20 protein-coding genes and 1 riboswitch are annotated in these 24,942 nt (G+C 44.3%); of the genes, 14 read left to right on the top strand and 6 right to left on the bottom strand.

Annotated elements, in window-relative coordinates; translation table 11 throughout:
- Positions 1-283: 283 nt before the first annotated feature.
- Entirely contained in the window at positions 284-1,042 is a 759-nt protein-coding gene (locus tag IEW67_RS11555) for an arylamine N-acetyltransferase family protein (protein ID WP_188633231.1), read from the top strand.
- Between the two features lie 98 nt (positions 1,043-1,140).
- On the top strand, positions 1,141-1,482 hold the full coding sequence (locus tag IEW67_RS11550) for a hypothetical protein (protein WP_229671785.1): 342 nt from the start codon (positions 1,141-1,143) through the stop codon (positions 1,480-1,482).
- Positions 1,483-1,758: 276 nt separating this feature from the next.
- Here the strand turns inward: IEW67_RS11550 and IEW67_RS11545 are convergent, their stop codons facing one another.
- A complete protein-coding gene (locus IEW67_RS11545) occupies positions 1,759-3,858 on the bottom strand; it encodes a choice-of-anchor J domain-containing protein (protein WP_188633230.1) in 2,100 nt (699 codons plus the stop codon).
- A 242-nt stretch (positions 3,859-4,100) separates the two neighbouring features.
- Between IEW67_RS11545 and garR the strand changes: the two genes are divergently transcribed.
- Positions 4,101-4,985 carry a 2-hydroxy-3-oxopropionate reductase gene (gene garR, locus IEW67_RS11540; RefSeq protein WP_188633229.1) on the top strand — a complete coding sequence of 295 codons (885 nt, stop codon included), beginning with the start codon at positions 4,101-4,103 and terminating at the stop codon, positions 4,983-4,985.
- Positions 4,986-5,251: 266 nt separating this feature from the next.
- On the top strand, positions 5,252-5,872 hold the full coding sequence (locus IEW67_RS11535) for a TVP38/TMEM64 family protein (RefSeq protein WP_188633228.1): 621 nt from the start codon (positions 5,252-5,254) through the stop codon (positions 5,870-5,872).
- A gap of 273 nt (positions 5,873-6,145) precedes the next feature.
- Here IEW67_RS11535 and IEW67_RS11530 read toward each other — a convergent pair whose 3' ends face one another.
- Together IEW67_RS11530 and IEW67_RS11525 are read right to left on the bottom strand one after the other, a co-directional pair.
- Entirely contained in the window at positions 6,146-6,733 is a 588-nt protein-coding gene (locus IEW67_RS11530) for a cell wall hydrolase (RefSeq protein ID WP_188633227.1), read from the bottom strand.
- A gap of 287 nt (positions 6,734-7,020) precedes the next feature.
- Entirely contained in the window at positions 7,021-8,256 is a 1,236-nt protein-coding gene (locus IEW67_RS11525) for a dicarboxylate/amino acid:cation symporter (RefSeq protein WP_188633226.1), read from the bottom strand.
- Between the two features lie 192 nt (positions 8,257-8,448).
- Between IEW67_RS11525 and IEW67_RS11520 the strand changes: the two genes are divergently transcribed.
- Together IEW67_RS11520 and IEW67_RS11515 are read left to right on the top strand one after the other, a co-directional pair.
- Positions 8,449-8,625, top strand: coding sequence for a hypothetical protein (locus IEW67_RS11520; RefSeq protein ID WP_188633225.1), 177 nt, complete (start codon positions 8,449-8,451; stop codon positions 8,623-8,625).
- A 141-nt stretch (positions 8,626-8,766) separates the two neighbouring features.
- Entirely contained in the window at positions 8,767-10,227 is a 1,461-nt protein-coding gene (locus IEW67_RS11515) for a sodium/proline symporter (protein ID WP_188633224.1), read from the top strand.
- A gap of 142 nt (positions 10,228-10,369) precedes the next feature.
- On the opposite strand, the gene guaC is transcribed toward IEW67_RS11515, so the two are convergent.
- Positions 10,370-11,353, bottom strand: coding sequence for a GMP reductase (gene guaC / locus IEW67_RS11510; RefSeq protein WP_188633223.1), 984 nt, complete (start codon positions 11,351-11,353; stop codon positions 10,370-10,372).
- 179 nt (positions 11,354-11,532) lie between these two features.
- Positions 11,533-11,635: riboswitch (purine riboswitch) on the top strand.
- Positions 11,636-11,858: 223 nt separating this feature from the next.
- On the opposite strand from guaC, the gene IEW67_RS11505 reads away from it, so the two are divergent.
- The 6 genes from IEW67_RS11505 to argD all read left to right on the top strand — a co-directional run bounded on the left by IEW67_RS11505 (position 11,859) and on the right by argD (position 18,357).
- Positions 11,859-12,446, top strand: coding sequence for a xanthine phosphoribosyltransferase (locus IEW67_RS11505; protein ID WP_188633222.1), 588 nt, complete (start codon positions 11,859-11,861; stop codon positions 12,444-12,446).
- A complete protein-coding gene (locus tag IEW67_RS11500; protein ID WP_188633243.1) occupies positions 12,446-13,738 on the top strand; it encodes a nucleobase:cation symporter-2 family protein in 1,293 nt (430 codons plus the stop codon). The genes IEW67_RS11505 and IEW67_RS11500 overlap by 1 nt, the downstream gene beginning before the upstream one ends.
- Before the next feature lie 318 nt (positions 13,739-14,056).
- A complete protein-coding gene (argC, locus tag IEW67_RS11495; protein WP_188633221.1) occupies positions 14,057-15,094 on the top strand; it encodes an N-acetyl-gamma-glutamyl-phosphate reductase in 1,038 nt (345 codons plus the stop codon).
- A 91-nt stretch (positions 15,095-15,185) separates the two neighbouring features.
- Positions 15,186-16,415, top strand: a complete 1,230-nt coding sequence (gene argJ, locus IEW67_RS11490) for a bifunctional glutamate N-acetyltransferase/amino-acid acetyltransferase ArgJ (protein WP_308430732.1) — start codon at positions 15,186-15,188, stop codon at positions 16,413-16,415.
- 12 nt (positions 16,416-16,427) lie between these two features.
- Positions 16,428-17,225 (top strand): acetylglutamate kinase, encoded by a 798-nt coding sequence (argB, locus tag IEW67_RS11485; protein ID WP_188633220.1) that lies wholly within the window; start codon positions 16,428-16,430, stop codon positions 17,223-17,225.
- Positions 17,200-18,357, top strand: coding sequence for an acetylornithine transaminase (argD, locus tag IEW67_RS11480; RefSeq protein WP_188633219.1), 1,158 nt, complete (start codon positions 17,200-17,202; stop codon positions 18,355-18,357). Before argB ends, argD begins: the two co-directional genes overlap by 26 nt.
- A gap of 455 nt (positions 18,358-18,812) precedes the next feature.
- Here argD and IEW67_RS11475 read toward each other — a convergent pair whose 3' ends face one another.
- Positions 18,813-19,943, bottom strand: coding sequence for a 5-methyltetrahydropteroyltriglutamate--homocysteine S-methyltransferase (locus IEW67_RS11475; protein ID WP_188633218.1), 1,131 nt, complete (start codon positions 19,941-19,943; stop codon positions 18,813-18,815).
- A 522-nt stretch (positions 19,944-20,465) separates the two neighbouring features.
- Between IEW67_RS11475 and betA the strand changes: the two genes are divergently transcribed.
- Entirely contained in the window at positions 20,466-22,151 is a 1,686-nt protein-coding gene (gene betA / locus IEW67_RS11470) for a choline dehydrogenase (RefSeq protein ID WP_188633217.1), read from the top strand.
- A 632-nt stretch (positions 22,152-22,783) separates the two neighbouring features.
- Here the strand turns inward: betA and IEW67_RS11465 are convergent.
- Complete coding sequence (locus IEW67_RS11465; RefSeq protein ID WP_229671781.1) at positions 22,784-23,659, bottom strand: patatin-like phospholipase family protein; 876 nt, start codon at positions 23,657-23,659, stop codon at positions 22,784-22,786.
- Between the two features lie 170 nt (positions 23,660-23,829).
- Between IEW67_RS11465 and IEW67_RS11460 the strand changes: the two genes are divergently transcribed.
- Positions 23,830-24,561, top strand: coding sequence for a YqjF family protein (locus IEW67_RS11460; RefSeq protein ID WP_188633215.1), 732 nt, complete (start codon positions 23,830-23,832; stop codon positions 24,559-24,561).
- Positions 24,562-24,942: the final 381 nt, after the last annotated feature.

Raw genomic sequence — 24,942 nt, 5'->3', positions numbered from 1 at the left:
ATAAGCCGATTTATAATTCACTCTCGGACAATATGGACAAAGGATACAGTGTGACTACATTATGAAAAGTACCGTCACTCAACCGTTGTCAAGCCTGAAATGATTTGGCCCATAGATAAAATGACTCTACATCATTGAACTGGACGTAAAATAAAATGGGGATTATGATAAAAGGGCAGGAGATCGTGTAGAGACATTTAGAATAGGTATAGATAAATATCCGGAATTACCGGGCATTCAATTTGACTTAATGACGTAGTGAATGTAAAGGAGTATTCCCATTATGAAGGTTGATCAGTATTTACAGCGAATTGGTTTTGATGATACGAAAGAAATAAATTTGGAAACACTTCATCAACTTCAGTTGCAGCATATGCTTCATGTTCCGTTTGAAAATTTGGATGTTATCTATAACGTTCCAATCCCATTAGACATCGAAACGTATTATAATAAGATTGTGCTGAATCAACGCGGCGGTTTTTGTTATGAATTAAATGGTTTGTTTAACTGGTTATTACAAAAGCGTGGTTTCAAAAGTCATTTTATATCGGCAACCATTAATCGCCCCGACGGCTCATGGGCAAAGGAAGGAAGCCATGCCGCGCAAATCGTTGAGCTGGACCAACCATATTTGGTCGATGTCGGTTTTGGTGACTCGGTTAGAATGCCGATCCCTTTAACAGGTGAGACCCGGGAAGACATAAGCGGGGTTTACCGTGCAATCAACGTAAGGAAAAATATTTTTGACTTGCAAAGAGCGGAAGGGGAGAATAAATGGAACACATTATTCCGCTTTGACATTACTCCTAGGAAATTAACAGATTTTGAAGAGGCTAGCCATTTTAATCAAACTTCCCCCAAGTCCCATTTTACGCAAAAAGAAATCGTATCACTGGCGACTCCGGATGGCCGGATGACGCTTTCGGGAAATTCTTTAATTGTCACGCGTGATGGAGAAAAAGAAAAGACAACTGTCAACAGTAGTGATAAACTGTCTGTTCTGGAGAACTATTTCGGTATCAATCTTCATTATGCGGTTTAGTTTATCTACATTATTTTCTGAAACTATTAAGCGCCTCTAATCGTATATTTGGATGAAACGTTTATGTCAAGAGCTGACTGTGTTAGGAGGGGATCTTTTTGGAACTGGAGAGCCGAGATAGTTGCTTTGAAGCGAATAATGCTGAAGATTTGCTTTCTGCGCTAAGGAAAAAAGAAACGCATATTATCATTCAAGGAGATTATAAAAGCGAATTTGAAGAAAACACGCAACTGCCGCTGACAGAAAAGGAACAATTGGGATTCAATCTGGGAACTCGTGGTTCAGGTGGTTTCTGGAGTGAAATACCGTTTCAAATCATCAATAAATTAAGCAGTGGAAAGAAACAGCAAAAGGAAATTGACAGCAAGATCCGCAAATATACTTTGAAAAAATTGAATGAACGTGAAATCCTCCTGTATTTGCGTCAATTGGATTATTAAAGCGTCTTAGTATGATGGTAGATCTCATTGCAAACCTGAGTTTTCTGATATGTTTTACGGCTTCTTTTCATTCAATGAATCGGTTGAGAGGAACGATCTATCCATTTCAGCTTGGGAATTTTCGTCGGGAGGAGAAAGCATAGGTGATAAAGTCAGAACATGGGCGCGAGAATCGAAACATGAGCGCGAGAACCAAAATATCCCGAGTCAAAAAAGAAAAGACTACTGGCTTGCTGCCAGTAGCCTTTTCCTGATTAGCTTAAAACATCAAGATGATTAATCATCCTCTTCATCTTCATCATTATCATTGTCGTCATCATCATCGTCATCATCGTCCCCGTCGTCATCATCTTCACTGCGAAGGTCATATCCGTAATCAACATTGTTCAGATTACCGGCGGGAGCTCCATATGTTACTGTCATAACAACTTTCTCGCCGTCATCACTTTCGATTTCCTCTTTCAGTTTCCTTTTGTCTTTATCCGTGAAGTTAAGCGGATTAATTTTATCCACTTCATATTCTGTCTCATTGTCGTCTTTATCAATGGTAATAAAGGAGATAAGGTAATCGACATAGTTTTCCTGTACTTCATCAAGACTTTTGAAATCACTGGTGCTGTCGCCATTATGACTGTAATTCACAGCATCAATACTGATATTGTCGATATACCAGCCATCCTCTTGTGTCGCCCAGTCAGTCACATAACGGAACCCGACCAGAATCTTTTGTCCTTCATACTGGCTCAGGTCAAATGTTTGGGATGTCCAGCCATCGGACGAGCCGGTGAATCCGGGAACGTTCGTTTTAACGTTTGGATGCGCACTGTCGTTTACTTTATCTTGGGTGTTTCCATTCGCAAGTGATGTCCATGTTTTACCGCCATCTGTGGAAACTTGGACAAACCCGTAGTCCCAGGTCGACTCGATGTTATACAGTGTGTCAAATGTGAGTTTAGGATTTTTAGTTCCCGTCAAGTCGACATCTTTGATTAAGAAATGATCGGCCAGTGAACCGGTTCCGCCATAGAGCACATTATTGTTGGAATCATTCGGATCGTTTACCGATTTCCACTGTGTTGGCAGAAAGTCCACCCCGTCAAATAACAATTCGGCATCTTCTTTTTTCGGCATCTCAATGAAATCTGTCCCCCAGGCTGGGACACCTTTAGAGGCATAAGCCTCCTCTGTTCCGGTATTCACCGTAAAGTCAATGCTGTCAAAACCGTATTTTCCATTGAATTCACGCTTTTCGTCTAAGACGAGTGCGGTCTGATAGTCTCTGTAAACATCCTCAAACGTTTTATCATAACCGAATGTTTGCAGGGAATCATTAACCCCTTTAATACCATTCAAATCGTTTTTGGCAAGATCCTGGATAAATGATTTTCCACCGAAGTGGTCATTTAAATACAACTGGAATAGGTAGGCATTTCCGTAGTCAGCCAGGATTTCCCGCGGGCCTTGGTCTTCCCAGGCAACCAGCGAGTTTTCCGGTTTCTTGGCGAATGATTCCACATGACTGTCCGGGTGCCCGTAGCCAACCAAATACTCGGCAAAGTCTGACATGCCCTCATTAATCCATGTCTCTTCGTCTGAATCGTTGTCGGCATGAATCAGGTGCTGGTATTCGTGGGCAATTGTACCTTCATACATATTGGCCCTGGGTGCGTCATCCCCGACACGATTCGCCCAGTCATAGGCGTCTATAGTAATGATGTTACGGTCTGTGTACGTTTCAAGAACCGGGGAAAAGAATCCTGCCACATAGCTTGGAAAGTCAGGATTATAGTAGTTTTCATCTTTGATGTTATCAATAAGAATAATACTGCGGTCGCTATTTTCCCGACTGACGTAATAGTTTTCTCCCAAGTTGTCTGCCAGCATTGCATTGCTTCCGCGCAAAGAGTCAGGTGTTCCAAAGAATTGCGTGTCAGTCGGATAAATCTTATTGTCCACTTCGGATGCCATATAATCAACTTGCTTCTGTGTAATTTGAATCTTGTCGTTGCGGTTGTCCTGCGGGTATTTGCGGTCATTTGCTACCCAGATTTCTGCATGTTCGCTGACCGCTTTCAGTGTGAAAGTCTTCAGGTAATACTGATTGTTGGTCTGATCGAGTGCAACCCATAATTTTTCGAGACCGGGCACCGGATCATACGGCTCGGATTGCTTCTTGCTGAACGTGCTGAATGGGATGGAGGATTTATCAAAATCTGCTTCTTTTACATTTTGATTTCTCAGCTCTTGACCGATATCAACCGGATCGGGTTTATCATTCCGGTCATCCGCTGCTTCGGCCGTGTTCAAACTCAGTCCGGAGAGGACGACTGGAATAGCGAGTATGACAGCAGCAAATAGCTTCCACCACTTTTTCATTAACAGTTCTCCTTTCAACAAGCTTAGATTTTCTTTACACTTACTTGTTTCTGGAAAAGACTGCGAATTCCTCTGGGTAAAATGACCTATTTTTTAATGAAATTTACAATAGGTATTCAATTCTGACAAATGTTTCATTGGAAAATGCGGCATTCTTCTGACATTCCCGGGGGTAACGGCAGGAGTTGAGCCGCTTTGTGTCGAATATGAAGGGTAGTCAAGTTATTTGTTGAAGGGAGACAATGATGATGAAAATAGGTTTTGTTGGATTGGGGATTATGGGAAAGCCGATGAGTGAGAATTTAATCCGGACCGGGTATGATTTGGTTATTTCAAGCAGCAGGCCTGAAATAAATAGGGATCTGAGTGAACGCGGCGCGGAGGTGGTCGATACATTTGTTGAGATTGCGGCCAGGTCGGATGTCATCATCACGATGCTGCCGAATTCCCCTGAAGTAAAAGACGTGATACTGGCAGACGGCGGATTGATTCACGGTGCAAAACCGGGCTCGATTATCATTGATATGAGCTCGATTGCACCGATTGTCAGTCAGGAAATCGGTGAAGCCCTGCGGGAAAAAGATGTCGGCTTTTTGGATGCGCCTGTCAGCGGCGGTGAGCCTAAAGCGATTGATGGTACTATTTCAGTGATGACAGGCGGCGATGAGACAACCTTCGAAAAATGCTTGCCGATTTTGGAAGCCATGGGCGGATCTGTGGTTCGAACAGGTGATGTTGGTTCAGGCAACTCGACAAAACTGGCCAATCAGGTAATCGTAGCCTTGAATATTGCGGCTGTTTCGGAGGCGCTGGTGTTAACGAAGAAAATGGGGGTTGATACTGAATTGGTCTACAATGCCATCCGCGGCGGACTGGCGGGAAGCACTGTGCTGGATGCTAAAGCCCCGATGATGATGACGAATGACTTTGATCCTGGTTTCAAAATCGACCTTCACCTGAAAGATTTGAACAATGTGATGGAGACATCTGATGCTATGGATGTGCCGCTCCCGTTGACCGCGTCAATTAGAGAAACGCTGAAAGCTTTGACGGTTGACGGCAATGGGGAAGATGATCATGCCGCAATTGTTAAATACTACGAAAAACTGGCCAATGTGCGGGTTTAGTTTTACAAAGGCTTGATGCCATGGGAGCCGGCTTTTAGCTGACCGGTGAGGCAGAATTTTTTCCCTAAGTAAACTTCTATGATATTCTTAAAATACAGGTTACAGTGCGTGCTTATAAAGGAAGGGAATAAGGGCCAAGAAGTTCAAGGCGGTGGTTTTGAACAGCGGAGAAATAAGCCAATGAAAAAATTCGAAGTGTCATTTTTACTGGCCTTTTTGAGCAATCTCTTGTAGTGAAATTCAGCTAGACAGAAACTGGTGTTGACATGAGTCATCTAAAGAAAACGCTCATACATTATCAAAAACCGATTGTGAAATTAACAACCATTACCGGGGTTATCCTGTTGATTGGATTTGCCTTATTCATTATCGAGAGCGGATTTTTTAATAATCCGGACCGCGTGCAGAGCTGGATTGAGGGATTCGGCACAATTGCACCTTTGGCTTTTTTGGGTCTAACGTTCGTGCAGGTCGTTATCCCGGTGTTGCCCGGTAATGTCTCGACTGTGGTTGGTGTAATGTTATTTGGTATTGGTCTGGGATCTATTTTGAATATAGTCGGGATCTTCCTTGGCTCCTTGGCCAATTTTTTATTGGCACGGCGATTCGGGCGCGGATTTGCCAGTTATTTTGTTAAACAGGAAACGTATGATAGATATATCGGCTGGGTGAATAAGGGGAAGCGATTTGAACGGTTTTTCTGGATTTCGATGGTTTTCCCGGGATTCCCGGATGATTTTATTTGTTTGATTGCCGGACTTACCAAGCTTTCGCTGAAAAAATTTCTCGTTTACTTTTTGCTCTGCAAGCCCATTACCTTGTTTATTTACACATTGTTTCCGCTTTACGGCATGCATTATCTTTATGATGTATTCCAGTCGTTTTAACTGAATAACGTCATAATGTAAAAAGCTGAAGACCGTCACGATGACGCTCTTCAGCTTTTTGTAACGTCAGAAAGTTTTAGTATTATAGTGTCGCGCGAAATCCAGGGGGGTCTCGCGCGAAATCCGGGGAGTCTCGCGCGAAAACAAGCCAACCTCGCGCGAAATCCGGGGAGTCTCGCGCGAAAACAAGCTATCCTCGCGCGAAATCCGGGGAGTCTCGCGCGAAAACAAGCCAACCTCGCGCGAAATTCGGAATTCCGCATGATCTTTAATCTATTTTGCAAAGCGGTGGTTGCCAATCGTTTTGATAGTCTCACGTGAGAAAATCCAATTATCGCTAGTGACCTTGTCCGGATTATAGAAGTATAAAGATCCCATTCCTTGATCCCTAAAGGCAACAGCTTCATTGACTGCTTTCATGTCGTTCGTCTCATATCCATCATTAATGGCACCATTTTTTACTGGTGAAAATGCGTAAATGCCGCCGGTTTTTTCATAGATGACCTCTTTTATCGTATCCGGAAAATCGCTTGAATCGACGCGATTTAAAACGACTGTTGCCACAGCAACTTTTCCTTCATATGGCTCACCCTTAGCTTCTGCGTGAACGAGCTTGGCCATCAATTCCTTATTTTCAGTAGCAACTGAATCTGGAATTGTGATTGTTTCGCCCGCTTTTAGCTGGAAGCCCGAGCGTTTGTTAGTAATTTGCAGGTTTCTCAATGGAAGTTTGTTGTCCTGAGCTATTGTGTGAAATGTATCGCCTTCCTGTACAGCATAAGGTTCGGCAGCCGCTCCTGCCGGAAATGCGATGATACATAAAAGGATTGCTGTCAAAGAGCATTTATTTAATTGATTCATTGTTATAACCTCCTAGCTGAAAAGTTCACAACTAAGAGTTTAATAATTGTAATATAGTTTAGCATTAGCCAAAAAATGGCTGTGTCAATTGGGAAGCTCTCAGCTTCGTTTGCATCTGTGTTGGCAAATATCAAGGGAATATTTCCCAAGAAATAAAAATATGTTAATTTTGGTTGAAAAGATAAAAAAATCCTGCTATATCACAAATCTTTACAACTTAGTGACACGTGATGCATCATAAAAAAATAGAAGACGCATGCTTATTGATGCGCCTTCTATATAATGCTCTAACCGGCTTCATTGTCCGGACTGGTATAATCATCAAGATGGCGTTCTGTTGCATTGATCACAACGGCTCCGGAAGCATCACCCGTAATGTTGACAGCAGTCCGGAACATATCCATGAAACGGTCGACACCGGCAATCAACGCGATTGCTTCCAATGGCAGGTTCAGTGTTGTCAGGACAAGTGTTAGCATGACGAGCCCTGCTCCGGGGACCCCGGCTGCACCGATTGAACCCAGGGTACCAATCAGCACAATCAACATGATTTGTGCAAATGACAACTCAACCCCATAAGCCTGCGCAGTAAATAGCGCGGCAACACTCAAATACAGCGACGTTCCATCCATGTTTATGGTAGCTCCCAGCGGCAAGATAAAGCTTGAGATCTTTTTCGAAACGCCGAGGTTGTCTTCAGAGCTTTTGATGGTGACCGGCAACGTTCCCGAACTGCTTTGTGTACTGAAAGCAACAAGACTTGCCGGTGCAATCCCTTTAAAAAATGTAAGCGGATTCATTTTTGCGAATGCTTTAACGGCTATAGAATAGGTGAAAAACGCGTGGATAATACAGGCAACTGCCACAACCGATATCAGCTTAATCAGCGGCATTAAAACGGACATGCCATATTCCCCGATGATTGGAGCCAGAAGTCCGAACACACCAATTGGGATCAATTTCATGATCACCCACGTGATTTTGTACATAATCTCGGCAAAACCATCGAAAAACCGGTATACCGGATCAGCTTTTTGCCCGACCATGGTGATGCCGATCCCGATAAAAATGGAAAAGAAGATAATTTGCAGAATATTTCCGCTTGATAAGCTTTCAATCGGGTTTGTCGGGATAATGTTTAACAGAACACTGATGACCCCGTCTGTTTCAGTAGCTTCAGGTACATCCCGTGACGTTGACATGTCAACACCTTTTCCGGGGGTGAACAAAGCAGAAGCGATCAGACCGATGCTCACAGCAACAAACGTTGTACTGACATAATAAAGAATCGTCTTCCCGCCGATCCTGCCCAGTGTTTCCATACTGCCGGTGCTTGCCACACCCGTAATAAGCGATGATACGATTAAGGGTACAATAATGAACTGAATAAGACGTAAGAATAAGTCCCCTAACGGTTGCACAACATCCATGTGTGGTCCGAAAATAATACCGGCAAGAACAGCCAGTACAAAAGCGATCAAAATCTGCGGCATTAAGCTTATTTTTCCGATTCTTTCTATCATTGTCCAATTCCCTCCTTTCAAACGTGGTATTCAATAAATATGTTTTGTCCAGTGAAAAGAGAACCGTAAAAGGAATCTTTTATATAGTGTCAGAAGAAGAAATGTTAGTATGAAGGGGGAATAAAAATTATGGATAATCTTAAGAGAAAACGTTTTTACTGAAAAATCAACGGGATAGAAGAGGTGTTAGGAATGAATAATTGGCTATATGTATTATATGCACTGGTATTAGCTGCCATTTCAATAATGACAGGGGAGATCGTGACGTTTGTTATGCTGGGATTCATTTTGATGAGTCTGCAAACAATTCACGCCACGTTAAAGGAAATTCTGAGAGTTAATAAAGAAGCCGTTCAGGATAAAGAATAGAAACTGATCAATAACGGGCACTTCCGTGGGGGAGTGTCCGTTATTATTGAGTGCTCGGATTACTATATTATTTATTATACGTTCTGTATCTCTTATTTTGTTCATAGTTTAATTGTAACAATAATGAGGGAGGGCAGAATAGTGGAAGTCGTTTTAGCTATTGAAATGGTGCTGTATTTCCTGTTTATCATTGGCATTGGACTTATTTTCAGCAGAAAGAAGATGGGTCGTTCTGAATTTTTATTAGGCGGGAAAAAACTGCCGGGATGGGCGCTTGCATTTTCTGAAAGAGCAACCAGTGAATCTTCCTGGCTATTATTGGGATTCACCGGCTTCACTTTTTTAACAGGGTTATCTGCGATTTGGACGATTGTCGGAATGGTGTTGGGAATTAGTTTTACATGGCTGGTGCTGGCAAAGAAATTCATGATCGAAACGGATAAGCATAAGGTTCTCACACTCACCGATTATTTAGCGGCACGATTTCCCAATCATGGGGTGTATATCAGGATTTTTGCAACCGCATTGATTCTTATATTCTTCATCTTCTACGTTGGCGCACAGTATGATGGAATAGGAAAAACGTTTTTTACTATATTTAATTTAACCCCCACGGCCGGGGTCATTATTTCTACCATTGTCGTCATTGCTATTGCATTTTCGGGAGGCTTTATTTCTGTTGTGTGGACGGATATGATACAAAGCATTATGATGTTAATTGTACTCGGCGGTATGCCTATTATTGCGTTGATTCATATACTGACACATGACATATCCATTATTCACGAGATGCAGGCTGCAGGGAACGGGGTGGATACCTGGACTGGTGGTGTAACGGGATTTGCATTTGGATTACTATTCTTTAATAATTTCTCATATTTTTTCGGTTATTTGGGTGGACAACCGCAATTAAGTGCACGTTTCATGGCGCTAAGAAGTGAGAAAGATGCAAAAGTTGCCAGTATTACCGGAATCGTTTGGACATTGATTGCTTTTTTCGGCGCTTTTTTTATAGGAATTATGGCGATAGCCCTTTACAATATCAATGATTTTGCCGATGAAGAAGTCATCCTTCCGACCATGATTCTGGACTTAACCCCTTCCTGGATCGCCGGTATACTCATATCCGGCATCATTGCAGCCATGATTACGACAGCAACGTCACAAATTATGGTTGTGACCAGTTCCATCAGTGAGGATTTGATGAATAAGAGTTTTAAAATACAACTCAGCGAGACAAAATGGGTACTCATCTCCCGGATCGTGATTATCATTACCGGATTATTGGCGTTATTAATGGCTGTTGTTTCTAAATCGCTGGTTCTGACTGTCGTTGGATGGGCTTGGGCCGGTGTCGGTTCCACACTTTCTGTAGCAGTTCTTTTAACGTTTTTTTGGAAAAGATATTCGGGTATAGGCGTCATCGCAACCATCATATCCGGTCTTGTCGGCACGCTGATTTGGATTAATTCTCCTTTGGATGATATCATAAGCGCCAGGTTCTCAACATTTTTTATTGCACTGTTTTTTGGTGTGACTTTCAGCCTGCTCTTTCCGGAAAAACGTCATGAGGAAGGTAAAGGTGATGAGGCTCCAAATTGAATGATACTTATACAGGGGCAACGAAAATGCGTGACCGGATCGAAATACTAAATTCTCCCGGCTTCAATTGTGTGAGCGAAAAGCCGGGAGAATTTTAATGTTAATTGTGATAATTTCGGGATTTCTCCGGTAACACCGAACGTTAGTAAACGCTATCCCCGTTAAAAATGGAATTTTTGACGACGACATAATCGACATGACGGATAGCCTGTAAAGCCGAGCCGCCTGCATAGGAGATGGCTGATTGCAGGTCCTGTCTCATTTCAGTCAATGTGTCGTTCAGTGAGCCTTTGTGCTCGACATACATTTTTTTGCCTTCAACATTCTTCTTCTCGCCTTTTTGAAATTCCGAGGCTGAACCAAAATATTCTTTATAATATGTGCCGTTTTCTTCAACTGTTTTGCCTGGTGATTCTTCATGGCCGGCAAATAAGGAGCCGATCATGACCATTGATGCACCGAAGCGGATCGATTTGGCAATATCGCCATGTGTGCGGATGCCCCCATCGGCAATGATGGGCTTGGTTGCGGCCTTGGCACACCATTTCAGTGCAGCCAGCTGCCAGCCGCCGGTTCCGAAGCCGGTTTTCATTTTGGTGATGCAAACTTTGCCGGGCCCGATGCCTACCTTTGTAGCATCAGCGCCGGCATGTTCCAATTCTCTGACGGCTTCCGGTGTACCGACATTGCCGGCGATGACAAAACTTTCCGGCAAATGTTGTTTGATATATCGGATCATTTTCATCACGTTTTGAGAATGTCCGTGAGCAATATCGATGGTAATAAATTCCGGCGTCAGTTCTTGTTCGACCAATTGTTGGATGAAATCATATTCATTCTCCTTCACGCCGACACTGATAGATGCGATCAGCCCGCTTGTTTGCATGTCGCGGATGAAATCGATCCGGGTTTCCGGTTCGAAACGGTGCATAATATAGAAGTAATGATGCTCCGCCAAGTGGCGAGCGATCTGGTCGTCAATAATTGTCTGCATGTTGGCAGGCACAACAGGCAGATTGAATGTATGCCCGCCAAAGGTAATGGTTGTATCACATTCTGATCGGCTGCTTACAACACATTTGGCAGGTATTAATTGAATATCTTCGTAATCGAATACGTTTTCCATCGTTACACCCCTAAAAACGAATGTTTTTAATAAATTATAGTAAATCGTTCGTTCATTTCATAATGTACATGACTTTCATTTATCTGTCAATCCAGACATCCAGCTGTATTTTACGAACAGACGGAAAATTTTAAATTTCGGCAGAGGGTTGTTTTTTGTTCGTGACGTGCTATAATAGACAACAATTCAATAGCTTGTTTCATATAATAGCAGGAATAAGGCCTGCAAGTTTCTACCGGTTTACCGTAAAATGAACCGACTATGAAAGAAGGCGTGACAAAAGGTTGTCATCGGTGATGTGACGACACCCTTTTGTTGAATGTTCGGAATTAGGCGTGTAATATGTGCTGAAGCCCGAAAAACATTGCTTTCCTCATAGTTTGAGTGGGAGCTTGTTTTTCGGGTTTTTTATACCATCAGAAAGGAAATTATGGATGAAGCTTCGGCACGCACTATAAATTAAGGCAGTGTCAGTATTTTCTAATTTCTGGAAAGGGGAACGGAAATGGAGTCACTCCAACAAAAGATTTTAACAGAAGGAAAGGTTTTATCCGATTCAGTCATAAAAGTGGACGCATTTTTGAATCATCAGGTTGATCCTGTTTTCATGCAATCTGTTGGCGAAGCGTTTGCCACGAGATTTGCAGGGGCAGGCATTACCAAAATTCTAACGCTTGAGTCTTCAGGCATCACACCGGCTGTGATGGCGGGATTGAGCCTTAATGTGCCAGTGATTTTTGCCCGGAAACGCAAATCGCTCACGTTACATGACAATCTTTATTCCGCTGACGTTTATTCATATACAAAAAACGAATCAAGTCAAATATCCATTTCCCAGGATTATATACATCATGATGATGTTGTTCTGGTGATTGATGATATTTTGGCAAACGGTCAAGCAGCACTAGGGATGATTGAACTTATCGAACAGGCCGGAGCGGCTCTGGAAGGTATCGGGATCGTGATTGAAAAGGGCTTCCAGGAAGGCGGCAATATTCTGCGTAAACGAGGCATTCGTGTCGATTCGCTGGCAACGATTGCTTCACTTGAAAATAGTCAAGTCACGTTTCAAGAGGAGGGTCCGATCGTATGATGAAAACAGCTGCGTTGAGCTTTCAGCATTTACTGGCGATGTATGCCGGGGCTATTTTAGTGCCGTTGATTGTTGGGGAGGCGCTTGGATTAAAGTCGGAACAGTTAACCTATCTTGTCGCCATCGATATTCTAATGTGCGGAGTTGCAACCATTTTGCAGGCTCTGCGTAACCGGTTTTTCGGGATTGGCCTTCCGGTTGTGCTGGGATGTACGTTTACTGCAGTGGGACCGATGATTGCCATTGGCGGTGAGTATGGCATAACCGCTATCTACGGGTCGATCATCGTATCCGGTTTGTTCGTTATGGTCATCAGCCGTTTTTTTGGCAAGTTGGTTCAGTTTTTCCCGCCGATTGTTACAGGAACAGTGGTGACGATCATTGGGATTACATTGATTCCTGTTGCCATTAACAACATGGGCGGAGGAGAAGGTGCCCCGGATTTCGGTTCGGCTACGAATCTGTCACTTGCATTCGGAACGCTTTTGTTTATCATCTTGCTTTACCGGTTCACCAAAGGATTTATCCAATCCATTGCCATTCTGATCGGACTGGCAGTGGGCACGATTGCCGCAGCCTTTATGGGAAAAGTTGATTTCTCGGCTGTCGGTGATGCATCGCTTTTCCATATGGTTCATCCGCTTTATTTCGGGATGCCGACATTTGAGTGGTCTGCTATTATAACGATGATGTTAGTGGCAATGGTCTCGCTCGTTGAATCAACGGGTGTGTATTTTGCACTTGGCGATATGACCGATCGGGATTTGAACGAAGCAGATCTGTCCAAAGGGTATCGTGCAGAAGGCCTGGCGGTATTGCTTGGCGGACTGTTCAATGCCTTTCCGTATACCGCCTTTTCACAAAATGTCGGATTAATGCAGTTAACCGGTGTCAAATCGGTCAGGGTTATTATGGTTACCGGAGTCATGCTTGTTACACTCGGGTTCATTCCCAAAATTGCAGCTGTGACGACGATTATTCCTACTTCCGTTTTGGGCGGTGCTATGGTGGCCATGTTCGGGATGGTCATTTCACAGGGGATTAAGATGCTGAGTACCGTCATCTCGGAATCCCCCGGCAATTCAATGATCGTTGCATGTTCGGTTGCTATGGGGATGGGAGTTACAGCTGTTCCGGAATTGTTCCGTCAATTTCCATCAGGTGTTCAGATTTTAACGAGCAATGGTATTGTAGCGGGTAGTGTGACGGCGATTGTTCTGAATATCGTGTTCAATATGAGCCCGGCGAAGGCCAAAAACCAGCCGTCGATTGTACGCGAAGAAAGTGCATGATTCTAACGTTAATCGGAAATATGAACAAATGAATACAACCTTTAAAAGGCGCCTTATAAGGTGTCTTTTTTATTTATAACGTCAGAAAGTATAAATTATGGATGACCTTATAAGAAAAGCTTCGGCATTCGCTATAAGGCGAGGCGAATGCCGAGTTTTTCTAATGAAATCCATTCATTGCCTGTCACGGCATGGATTTAAAGGTAGAGAAGCGTGAAAGTGATTTTTCTGGTTAAATTATAAATATACACTTGACATTATATTTATACATTTTATAATAGGGAGAAATAAAACAATTTCGGGTGGTGAACTTGTCCTATGAAAGCAGCGATTGTCGGTGCAACCGGATACGGAGGAGCAGAGCTTATTCGCATTTTGCAGCAACATCCCAATGTCATACTCCAGTCTTATCACGCATCAAACAGCCATGGTGAGTCGATGGTTAAGCGATATCCACATTTTCAGGCTGTATCCGAAATGGATCTTGCCAACATCGACCCTGGACAAATCGCAGCGGATGCTGATGTTGTGTTTATGGCAACGCCGTCCGGTGTGTCATCGGAACTGGTGCCAGCATTCATGAGCGAAGGGGCGCGCGTCATTGATTTATCCGGCGATTTCCGGCTGAAAGATCCCCGGCAATATGAGAAATGGTATAAACGGAAAGCACCTGAAAAAACAGTCCTTGATCATGCTGTTTACGGGCTGACCGAATGGCTTGACACCGATGTGAGCGAAACACAGCTTTTGTCCAATCCGGGCTGTTATCCGACGGCAGCTTTATTGGGACTGGCGCCACTGGTAAAAAATGATCTGATTGATTCGAATTCGATTATTATTGATGCCAAGACCGGGGTTAGCGGAGCGGGCAAAAATCCTACATCGATCACACATTTTGCCGAAATGAATGATAATCTGAAAGCTTATAAAGTTCTTGAGCACCAGCATACACCGGAGATTGAACAAATTCTTGTCGGGTGGAACCCGGATGCAGGGCCGGTAACGTTCGGCACACATCTTGTTCCCATGACACGTGGGATTATGACGACGATTTATGCAGATGCCTCACAGGATATGACGGCAGCTAAACTATCAGACTTATATAAGGAAACCTATGAGAACAGCTATTTTGTGAGAATCAGAGAACAGGGGACATATCCGGGGACCAAGGAAGTGTATGGCTCTAATTTTTGTGATGTGTCAGTCGCGTATGATGAACGGACGAACCGGATTATGGTTGTTTCAGTGATTGATAATCTTGTGAAAGGCGCCTCGGGGCAAGCAGTGCAAAATATGAACCGGATGTTCGGTCTCGATGAAAAAGCAGGTCTGGCATTTGCACCGGTCTTTCCCTAAATTTGATCATGTTATGTTACGAGATTATTTAAGAGCGGCGGGGGTGCCGTCAGTTGCAGGCAACATACAAGCCATGAAAGGAGGAGAAACAATGGTGCTGATAAAAGAAAGCAGCATTCAAAAAATGGAAAAGGGGACGATTGTGACACCGGCAGGCTTTCAGGTTTCAGGTATGCATACGGGCGTGAAGCGGAAACGACATGATTTGGGATTAATTTATTGTGACGTCCCGGCAAGTGCTGCTGCGTTGTATACACAGAATATCATTCAGGCAGCACCATTGCAGGTGACAAAAGAAAGCATTGCACAAGAGGGGAAACTCCAGGCCGTGATTGTCAACAGCGGCAATGCCAATGCTTGTACCGGAAAACAGGGCGAGGCAGATGCATATATCATGCGTCAGGCTGCGGCTGATTACCTGTCATTGCCGGAGCAAATGGTTGCTGTTTCCTCAACCGGGATTATCGGCTTGGAAATGCCGATGGATCACATTATCCCAAATATTGAAAACCTCCATCCGGCAACACATGCAAAAGATGCCGCAGCGTTTAATGAATCCATTCTGACAACTGATACCTGTTCAAAGTCAACATGTCACCAGACACTCATTGACGGGAAAAAGGTAACAATGGCCGGTTCGGCTAAGGGCTCCGGCATGATTGAGCCAAATATGGGTACGATGCTGGCGTTTGTGACAACGGACGCAGCCATTGAACCCGACATGCTTCATCTGGCATTGAAGGAAGCAACAGATAAGACATTCAACTGCATAACCGTGGATGGTGATACATCGACCAATGATATGGTGCTCACAATGGCCAGCGGGAAAGCAGCAAATAACACTCTGACACCGGAGCATAGCGACTGGGTGAACTTTACAGAACTGCTGCAGCAGACGTGTGAGGATTTGGCCAAGATGATTGCCCGCGACGGTGAAGGGGCCACGACGTTAATCGAGGTGGAGGTTAACGGGGCCGGTAGTAATGATGAGGCCGTTAAGGCGGCCAAAACCATCGTCGGCTCATCGCTGGTTAAAACAGCTGTTTATGGAGCGGATCCCAATTGGGGGCGGATTATTGCGGCTGTGGGACGAAGCGGAGTCAAGGCAGATGCTGAAGCGATTGACGTGTCGATAGGAACGATCCCGCTTTTGGAGAACAGTCAGCCACTGCCGTTTTCCGAAGCAGAAGTCTCCGATTATTTGAAGAATGATGATGTCACCATCGCGGTTAATTTGAATGTCGGAAACGGAGCCGGGCGAGCGTGGGGATGTGATTTGACATATGATTATGTGCGCATCAATGCCAGTTACCGGACTTAAGGAGGGGTGAACATGCATGACATCGTTGTGATTAAATGCGGCGGCAGTATCATTGATAGGCTCTCAGATCAATTTTTTAACAATATCCGGCAGCTGCAGCGACGTGGTGTGAAACCGATTATCGTTCATGGCGGCGGTCCGGCCATAAAAAACATGCTGGAACAACTTGATGTACCGTTCACATTTATTGACGGACTCAGAACAACGTCCGCTGAGGCGATAGATGTTGTGGAAATGGTGCTCTCCGGCCATGTCAACAACGCGATCACACGCCACATGAATGCAGTGGGTGTTCAGGCAACAGGGCTTTCCGGTTCTGATGCCCGTCTGATCACCTGTGTTCCCAAAGACTTTCAGACGTATGGCTATGTCGGTGATGTGGTGAATGTGAATACAGACTTTTTGGAAAACCTGCTTCACCAACATATTGTTCCGGTGATAGCACCGATTGCCGTTGGAGAAGACGGTAACAGCTATAATGTGAATGCCGATACAGTTGCGGGCAACATAGCAGAGGCAATGGACGCAGGGAAACTAATATTTGTAACGGATGTACCGGGCATTATGCACGATGGCGGTCTGCTTCCCTCAGCGACCAAAGCGGATATAAAAGGGCTTATCGACCAGGGTGTCATTCATGGCGGAATGATTCCCAAAGTGAAAGCGGCGCTTGCCTGCTTAAGTGAGGATTTGCAGCATGTCATGATAGCTGATGCGAATCAGGCGATTAGTGATGCCGGATTCGCCGGTACTATGATTAGACAAACAGAGGAGGCTGTAGTTGATGACAGCACTTTTTCCAACATATAAACGTTTTAACCTTATCGTTGAGCAGGCTTCAGGTACTACCGTGGAAGATACTGATGGTCAAAGCTATCTCGACTTCGGGGCAGGCATCGGTGTATGCAGTCTCGGGCACCGGCACCCGGCTGTTCAAGAAAAGCTGGAAACACAGCTCAACGCCTATTGGCATGTGTCGAATTTATACCATAATCCGATCCAGGAAAAGGTGGCCGACTTACTTACCCGTTACAGTACAGGTGATCAGGTGTTTTTCTGCAGCAGCGGAACGGAAGCGAATGAAGCGGCGATCAAACTGGCCCGCAAAGCAACCGGCAAACACAAAATCATTTCCTTCAACCAGTCATTTCACGGGCGGACGTTTGGAACCATGGGAGCAACCGGACAGGAAAAAATCCACACCGGGTTTGGTCCTATGCTGGAAACATTTCAGTATGTGCCGTTTAATGATAGTGATGCGCTCAAGCAGGCTGTCGATGGTGAGACGGCTGCTGTTATGCTGGAGATGATACAGGGGGAAGGCGGCATCAACATAGCCGATTATGACTTTATTCAGCAATTAGCGGACGTATGCCGTAAAAATCACGTGCTTATTATCGTTGATGAAGTACAGACAGGCATTGGACGGACCGGAAAACCATTCGCATACCAGCATTACGGCATTTCGCCCGATATTATCACATCAGCTAAAGGACTGGCCGATGGTGTTCCGGTTGGGGCTATGATTGCAACAGAGGCCCTTCGTGACAGTTTTGGGCCGGGAAGCCACGGGGCAACATTTGGCGGCAATCCCCTTGCCATGGCAGCAGCAGAAGCTGTACTGGAACATGCTTTCCGGGAAAATTTTTTACAGGAGGTCACAGAAAAGGGCCATTATTTGATGGAGCAATTGAATAAGGCGATTGGTCAATTGCCTGTTGTCTCGTCAATCCGCGGCAAAGGCTTGATGATTGGAATCGACTGTAATCGGAATGTATCGTATTTGGTTGAATCACTGATTGAAAAAGGACTGCTCGTTTTAAGTGCGGGTCCCCATACAATCCGATTGTTGCCGCCATTGATTGTAAGTCGGGAGGAGATCGACCTGGCAGTTGATTTGCTCCATGACGTTCTGACAGATGAAAAAGCCCCCATTTCCTGACAAAAATTTTGGATCAAGGGAGCGTTTAAGCTTTTCCAACCCGTTAGCGGATCCTGATTCCGCTATTTGCGACAATCAGGGAGTTTTCAACGCATTAGCGGATTCTCATGCCGCTATTTCTTCTTTTTAGCATGGTTTTGTTCCATTTTTACCCGAATAGCGGAATGAGGATTCATTTCGATATAAAATAGGGTGGTTTGTAGCCATTTAGCGGAATGAGGATCCGCTCCATCCGGGAAATCAAGCCTTGGTGGATCCTCCTGATTCCGCTATTTGTCCGGTTCTATTACATTTTGTCAAAGCTAAGTACAACATCATGCAATGTTGGAAATCCTTTGTATTAACGGATGTTATGGCCTCGATTTTCTTCAGCTCTCCCGATAAGTTATATTGGCAAAATTCAATCCTTGGTGAAATACCTTTGAAACTGGCACAGTATTTGTTGCAATTGTTATTTAAGCCTGATTGTCGCTCCATACTTCTCCGGCAGTATCAACTACTAATCGGAGTTTTTTCCATTGGTCTTCTTCTGTCACGAGATTACCTTCTTCAGTTGAAGCAAACCCACATTGTGGACTTAAACATAGCTGTTCTTTTGAGACATACCTTTCTGCTTCCTTGATTCGATCTTTAATGGCCTTTTTATCTTCCATTTCTGCTGTTTTTGTCGTTACCAGTCCAAGCACGACTCTTTGATTCCTGATATAGCGCAGCGGTGCAAAATTTCCGGCGCGGTCACTGTCGAACTCCAGGAAAAAGCCATCCACATTCACACGTCCGAATAATTGACTGGCAATCGGTTCATAGTCCCCTTCATATAGCCAAGAAGATTTAAAGTTACCACGACAAACATGAAGTGTTACAGTCATATTTTCCGGTTTATCCTCCAACGCGGCAATGGTAATATCAGCGAATTGCTTCATGACTGCATTAACATCAAAACCGTTTTCGCTGATTATCTTACGGAAGTCATCACTAAACAATGCTCCCCAACTTGTATCATCCAGCTGTAAATAGCGACAGCCTTTATCATAAAATGCTTGAATAGCATCCTTATACACTTGGACAATATCTTTTGCAGCTTCTTCCAGTGACGAATAAGCAGGATTCTCCAAATAATAGGCATTATTAATAATTCCGGAATAAAAAATCATATTCGGTCCCGGAATCGTAAATTTCGCGACATGATTCTCTCCGGCTGCTTTCTTTACAAATGCGAAATCTTCAAGGAAGGGGTGATTCTCTGGAAATTGCAATGGACCATCTACCATGTATTTTGCAAGTGTCTTCATTTTCCCTTGAAACATACCTTCTGATTCTTCATGGTATACCCGAATTCCACGTAGTTCCCGAATAAAGTCGAGGTGCCAGTACTCCCTTCTCAGTTCACCGTCCGTGATGGCAGTCAAACCAATTTCCTTCTGTTTCTCTATTAAATTCTCAATTGCTTCATTTTCTATTTCTCGTAGTTCTTCTTTTGCCAATGTACCCCTTGCGTATTTGCTTCTTGCCTGCTTTATACTGTCAGGGCGTAATAAGCTGCCAACGTGATCAGCGCGAAATGGACCTTTCTGTTCATGATTCATACGACCTCTCCTTTCATGTCTACAAGAACGTTTACTTTCGCAACGCTTAACATAAGTTTAACAGATAAAAGACTTCAATTCAGTATGCGGTTATTTCAGTAAGTTATGCTTTTGACAGTCGGCTATATTATACTCAGGATTATTCTAATAATCTTTATTCACCTTTTGAAGGGCATAATAGTAACCCGAACAGCGGTCGTCCAGTTGTCAGCCTTTTTATTTCAGAAGGAATGCTTGATACAGAACATCATGAATTCAGGGTTTACAATTTCAATAAACCGTGTTACATTTATTTTGTTCAATACATTAAAAAAATATTTAATAAAATTAATTTAGATAAACAGTTGAAGTGGCGAAAGATATTCATCCATAAGAAATGGGTTACGAAACATCCGATCAAGATTCGGGAAAAGTCTATTCCTAGCGCCAAAAAATAACCGGCAACGAAGACGTTTTGGATGAATGTTTTCGAGTTACGTTGCACACTGTATTCTATTTACAATCTTCAAGGAGGTTTTACAGATGAATCAAACATATGACTATGTAATCGTTGGTGGCGGCAGTGCGGGTTCTATACTCGGCAATCGTCTAAGTCAAGATAAATCAAGCAGTGTTCTTGTTCTGGAAGCGGGACGCAGTGATTATCCATGGGATCTGTTTATTCAAATGCCGGCAGCTTTGATGTTCCCATCCGGCAATCGCTTTTATGACTGGATTTATTCTACGGACGCGGAACCTTATATGAATGGGCGCCGTGTCGCGCATGCCAGGGGAAAGGTACTTGGAGGATCGAGTTCTATCAATGGTATGATTTATCAGCGTGGCAACCCGATGGACTATGAACGGTGGGGATCTGAGCCAGGTATGGAAACGTGGGACTATGCCCATTGTCTGCCGTATTTTAAACGACTGGAAACAACGTTTGGAGCAGAATCATCTGATGAGCACCGCGGCCATCATGGACCAGTGAAATTGAAGCGCGGTCCTGCAACGAACCCGCTGTTTCAGGCTTTCTTTGATGCAGCTGAAGAGGCTGGTTATTCAAGGACACCCGATGTGAATGGTTTTCGTCAAGAAGGGTTTGGTCCATTCGACAGCCATGTGCATAATGGAAGACGCGTGTCTGCATCACGTGCCTATTTGCGGCCTGCTATGCGACGCAAAAACCTTGCAGTAGAGACGCGTGCTTTTGTTACGAATATCGATTTTGATGGTACCCGAGCTAATGGTGTGACATACCAAAAGAATGGGAAAACGTACCATGTTAATGCAGGCGAGGTGGTTCTTGCCGGTGGTGCTTTCAACACGCCGCAGCTGCTTCAATTGTCCGGTGTAGGAGATGCTGACCATTTGCGTTCGCTTGGTATTGATCCGATCGTTGACCTGCCGGGTGTCGGTGAAAATCTTGAGGACCATCTGGAAGTTTATATTCAGCACGCTTGTCCGCAGCCGGTTTCGGAACAACCGAGCTTAAATAAAGCAAAAATGCCTTGGATCGGTCTGCAATGGCTGCTTGGACGTACCGGACCCGCAGCATCGAATCATTTTGAAGGCGGCGGTTTCGTCCGCTCGAATGAAGATGTTGATTATCCGAATCTGATGTTCCACTTTCTGCCACTTGCGGTTCGGTATGACGGCCAAAAAGCGGATGCGGAGCATGGGTTCCAGGTACACGTTGGACCGATGTATTCCAACTCCCGGGGAAGCCTGAAGATTCGTTCGCGCGATCCTTTCCAGCATCCAAGTATCGTATTTAACTATCTATCTACTGAAGAGGACCGGCGTGAGTGGATTGAAGCGGTACGCGTTTCACGGGACATCATTTCTCAACCGGCGTTAGCACCTTACAATTCGGGCGAAATTTCACCAGGGCCTTCTGTCCAAACGGATGAGGAGATACTGGAGTGGGTTGCAAATGATGCCGAGACAGCACTCCATCCATCCTGCACAGCCAAAATGGGTCCCGATTCAGATCCAATGGCTGTCGTTGATCCGCTGACTATGAAGGTGCATGGCTTGGACAACGTACGGGTAGTAGATGCGTCTGCTATGCCGCATACGACGAATGGTAATATTCATGCACCGGTTTTAATGCTGGCAGAAAAAGCAGCCGACATTATCCGTGGACAAAAGCCAATGCAGCCTGAATATAAGGATTATTACCGTCACGGCGTACATCCAAAAGACGCAGGCACCGTAGAGAAGTAGGTTAATAGAAGCCTGTTCGTATAAGTAGACAATCGTTCATAGCGGTACACTTGAGGAAGTACACTGCTATGAACATAAACCAAACAATAAATAATGAATATATCAAACAAAAAATAGCCCCGATCGTCAAAAACTGACGATCGGGGCTATTTTTTTAATATCAGGAAGTACTCCAGCACTAAGGCTTTAGCGTGATGCCCTTTATCTCTGTCCGATGGGTGAAACCAAAGGCTTAGCCGCAATTATCCCATTGTGCTACAAGTCAACAGCTGCCGGCGGATCCTCATTCCGCTATTTACGTCATTTAAGGCTTTTTCAAAACGTTAGCGGATCCTCATTCCGTTATTTCCTCTTTTCGGCTTGGTGTTGCCCTATGTTCACCCGAATAACGGAATGAGGATTCATTTCGATACAAAATAGGGCGGTTTGTGTCCATTTAGCGGAATGAGGATCCGTCCGGTCCGGAAAATCCAGCTTCGGCGAATCCTCCTTTGAGTTATTTGCTTCCTGGGAACGTGATCTTGGGCTGGAGTATGTTCGTCTGAAACGCTAAAAACGCTCAGATTTAAACTCTGAACGTTTTTGCGTGTTACTTATACCCCCGCTCATCTTAAATGGAACTATCTATAATATTATGAAGACAGATTTTTTTCTGCGAGGGATGCGTTTTTCCCTGAACTGTCCAGGAAGTGCAGTAACGCATGGTGCTTCTCTTTGGCCACCTGATAACCCTGATAATACAATGCTTCAAGCTTGCGATGGCTTTTTTCAATCCGGCTGGCATCCAGTGGTTTTTCCGGCTGGATGATAAAGGCTTCATTGCGTGCTTCCATGGTGCGTAATTTTTTCATGGTTTCATTGTAGCGAAGATGGCGGTTGCGTAATAATTTGATAAGTTCGGGTTTATTTTTAAAAACATGTTTATAAAACCAGTTTAATCTCGTGGGTTTTTTTACATAATTTTTATCTCGGGTAAGTATGACAACATGCTTTTTTAATCCTTGTTCAACCAGAGGAGTGATGGGGATCGGATCAGCTACACCGCCATCGATTAATTGTTTTCCGTTATAGTCAACACTGGGCGCCAAAACCGGTAACGAACAGGAGGCTCTGATAATGGTTGATAGATCTTTTTGTTTGTCAAATCGATCATAGAAAACAGGTTTGCCGGTGTTAATATCGGTTGTGCCGACAACAAATCTGGAGCTCGCCTGTGAAAAGGATTGATAGGCGAGCGGAAACGTCTGGTTGGCCAGCTTTTCAAAAATCAGATCCATACTGAACAGTTCTCTTTTTTGCAGCAGCCGTATGAGTGATATGGTACCCCGATTTTTACCTATCGCCCCAAGCAGGTTGGTGTTCCGGTCGCGCTGTTTGGCGATATAGGAACTTCCGATAAGTGCTCCTGCCGATGCTGTTGCAACAGAAGGAAATTCAATCTGCTGATCCAGAAAGTAATCCAGTACACCAACAGTGAATGCACATCGCATACCTCCGCCTTCTAACATGAGGCCTGCCTCGTATTCCAAAATTCGACACTTCCTTTTTCTCATATAAGAAAAATTATATCAGTCATCTGACTGACTAACAATTTTTCAGTTTGAAGATCATTTAGAAACGGAAAATCATAATGGGAAACCCGGACGGACACACTAATTGTGAAGGAGGCTATAAGCAGATGTTTCAGAACATATTGAACAATACAGCACATCGTGACAGCTTGCTGCCGCGCGGGTCATGGGTCATGATGCAGCGATGGGAGCATTTATTGTTCCTGCACCAGCGTATGCCGCAGCAGGTGCTTCGATCATACCTGCCGCCGGGTCTCGAACTGGATACATATGATGGGGATGCCTGGCTAAGTATAATTCCGTTTAGAGTCAGCAAAGTGCGATTTCGTGGTCTGCCGTCTTTCCCGTTTGTGACCAGTTTTTTAGAAGTAAACGTGCGCACATATGTTAAGCGGCGTGGCAGACGGGGTGTTTATTTTTTTAGTCTGGATGCTGATAACCTTCCTGTGGTGATTGGAGCAGGAATGGCAACACTTCCATATTACTATGCAAACATATCAATGAATATGCAGGATGGTGCTATATCTTTTTACAGTGAACGAAAAGGGAAAAAGTCAGGGGTCCTGAGGGCATTATATAAGCCGGATGGCGAACGCTTTTATCCGGAAAAGGGAGGCCTTGAAAGCTGGCTGCTGGAGCGCTATTTTCTTTGGACCTATAAGTTTGGAAAACTGTATAGGTGTGGTCTTCATCATAATAAATGGGCAATCCAAAAAGCTCAAACGGACATTAAGCAGCAGCGGCTGACGCCATGGGACGGATCGATGGAGGTAGATACACTTGCGCATTATACGGACTCCAAGACTGCTTTGATTTGGATGATCCGGAAAGAAGGCTGAGCCGTATAGGGGTTGGATTTTTTATAACGTCAGAAAATATAAATTATGGATGACCTTATAAGAAAAGCTTCGGCATTCGCTATAAGGCGAGGCGAATGCCGAGTTTTTCTAGAAAGATCAGAAAGTATATAATTTTTAGCCCTATTGATACTTCGTCGAATATTGCCACGTCCGGCTCTAGCACTAATGCTGTAGCGTGACTCCTCGATAAGTCAATAGCGATTCGCTTGCGCTCCTAAAGTGTTTCCTTTATCCCCCGTGGGCCCTGATCGGCTAAAACCGCCGCGATAGTTTTGCCCTGTTTTCACACGAATAGCGGAATGAGGAACCGTTCGGTATGGATAGTCCAGCTTTGGCGGATCCTCATTCCGTTATTTGCGT

This window comes from Lentibacillus kapialis, assembly GCF_014646635.1.
Classification (GTDB): domain Bacteria; phylum Bacillota; class Bacilli; order Bacillales; family Amphibacillaceae; genus Lentibacillus; species Lentibacillus kapialis.
The sequence above is the reverse complement of the archived record's forward strand: the minus strand, read 5'-3'. Positions and strand labels throughout refer to the sequence as shown.

Bases quoted from the DNA above. Each gene is read 5' to 3' on its own strand.
- IEW67_RS11555 (WP_188633231.1), top strand. From the start codon at position 284: ATGAAGGTTGATCAGTATTTACAGCGAATTGGTTTTGATGATACGAAA.
- IEW67_RS11545 (WP_188633230.1), bottom strand. From the start codon at position 3,858: ATGAAAAAGTGGTGGAAGCTATTTGCTGCTGTCATACTCGCTATTCCA.
- garR (WP_188633229.1), top strand. From the start codon at position 4,101: ATGATGATGAAAATAGGTTTTGTTGGATTGGGGATTATGGGAAAGCCG.
- IEW67_RS11535 (WP_188633228.1), top strand. From the start codon at position 5,252: ATGAGTCATCTAAAGAAAACGCTCATACATTATCAAAAACCGATTGTG.
- IEW67_RS11530 (WP_188633227.1), bottom strand. From the start codon at position 6,733: ATGAATCAATTAAATAAATGCTCTTTGACAGCAATCCTTTTATGTATC.
- IEW67_RS11525 (WP_188633226.1), bottom strand. From the start codon at position 8,256: ATGATAGAAAGAATCGGAAAAATAAGCTTAATGCCGCAGATTTTGATC.
- IEW67_RS11520 (WP_188633225.1), top strand. From the start codon at position 8,449: ATGAATAATTGGCTATATGTATTATATGCACTGGTATTAGCTGCCATT.
- guaC (WP_188633223.1), bottom strand. From the start codon at position 11,353: ATGGAAAACGTATTCGATTACGAAGATATTCAATTAATACCTGCCAAA.
- IEW67_RS11505 (WP_188633222.1), top strand. From the start codon at position 11,859: ATGGAGTCACTCCAACAAAAGATTTTAACAGAAGGAAAGGTTTTATCC.
- IEW67_RS11500 (WP_188633243.1), top strand. From the start codon at position 12,446: ATGAAAACAGCTGCGTTGAGCTTTCAGCATTTACTGGCGATGTATGCC.
- argC (WP_188633221.1), top strand. From the start codon at position 14,057: ATGAAAGCAGCGATTGTCGGTGCAACCGGATACGGAGGAGCAGAGCTT.
- argJ (WP_308430732.1), top strand. From the start codon at position 15,186: ATGGTGCTGATAAAAGAAAGCAGCATTCAAAAAATGGAAAAGGGGACG.
- argB (WP_188633220.1), top strand. From the start codon at position 16,428: ATGCATGACATCGTTGTGATTAAATGCGGCGGCAGTATCATTGATAGG.
- argD (WP_188633219.1), top strand. From the start codon at position 17,200: ATGACAGCACTTTTTCCAACATATAAACGTTTTAACCTTATCGTTGAG.
- IEW67_RS11475 (WP_188633218.1), bottom strand. From the start codon at position 19,943: ATGAATCATGAACAGAAAGGTCCATTTCGCGCTGATCACGTTGGCAGC.
- betA (WP_188633217.1), top strand. From the start codon at position 20,466: ATGAATCAAACATATGACTATGTAATCGTTGGTGGCGGCAGTGCGGGT.
- IEW67_RS11465 (WP_229671781.1), bottom strand. From the start codon at position 23,659: ATGTTAGAAGGCGGAGGTATGCGATGTGCATTCACTGTTGGTGTACTG.
- IEW67_RS11460 (WP_188633215.1), top strand. From the start codon at position 23,830: ATGTTTCAGAACATATTGAACAATACAGCACATCGTGACAGCTTGCTG.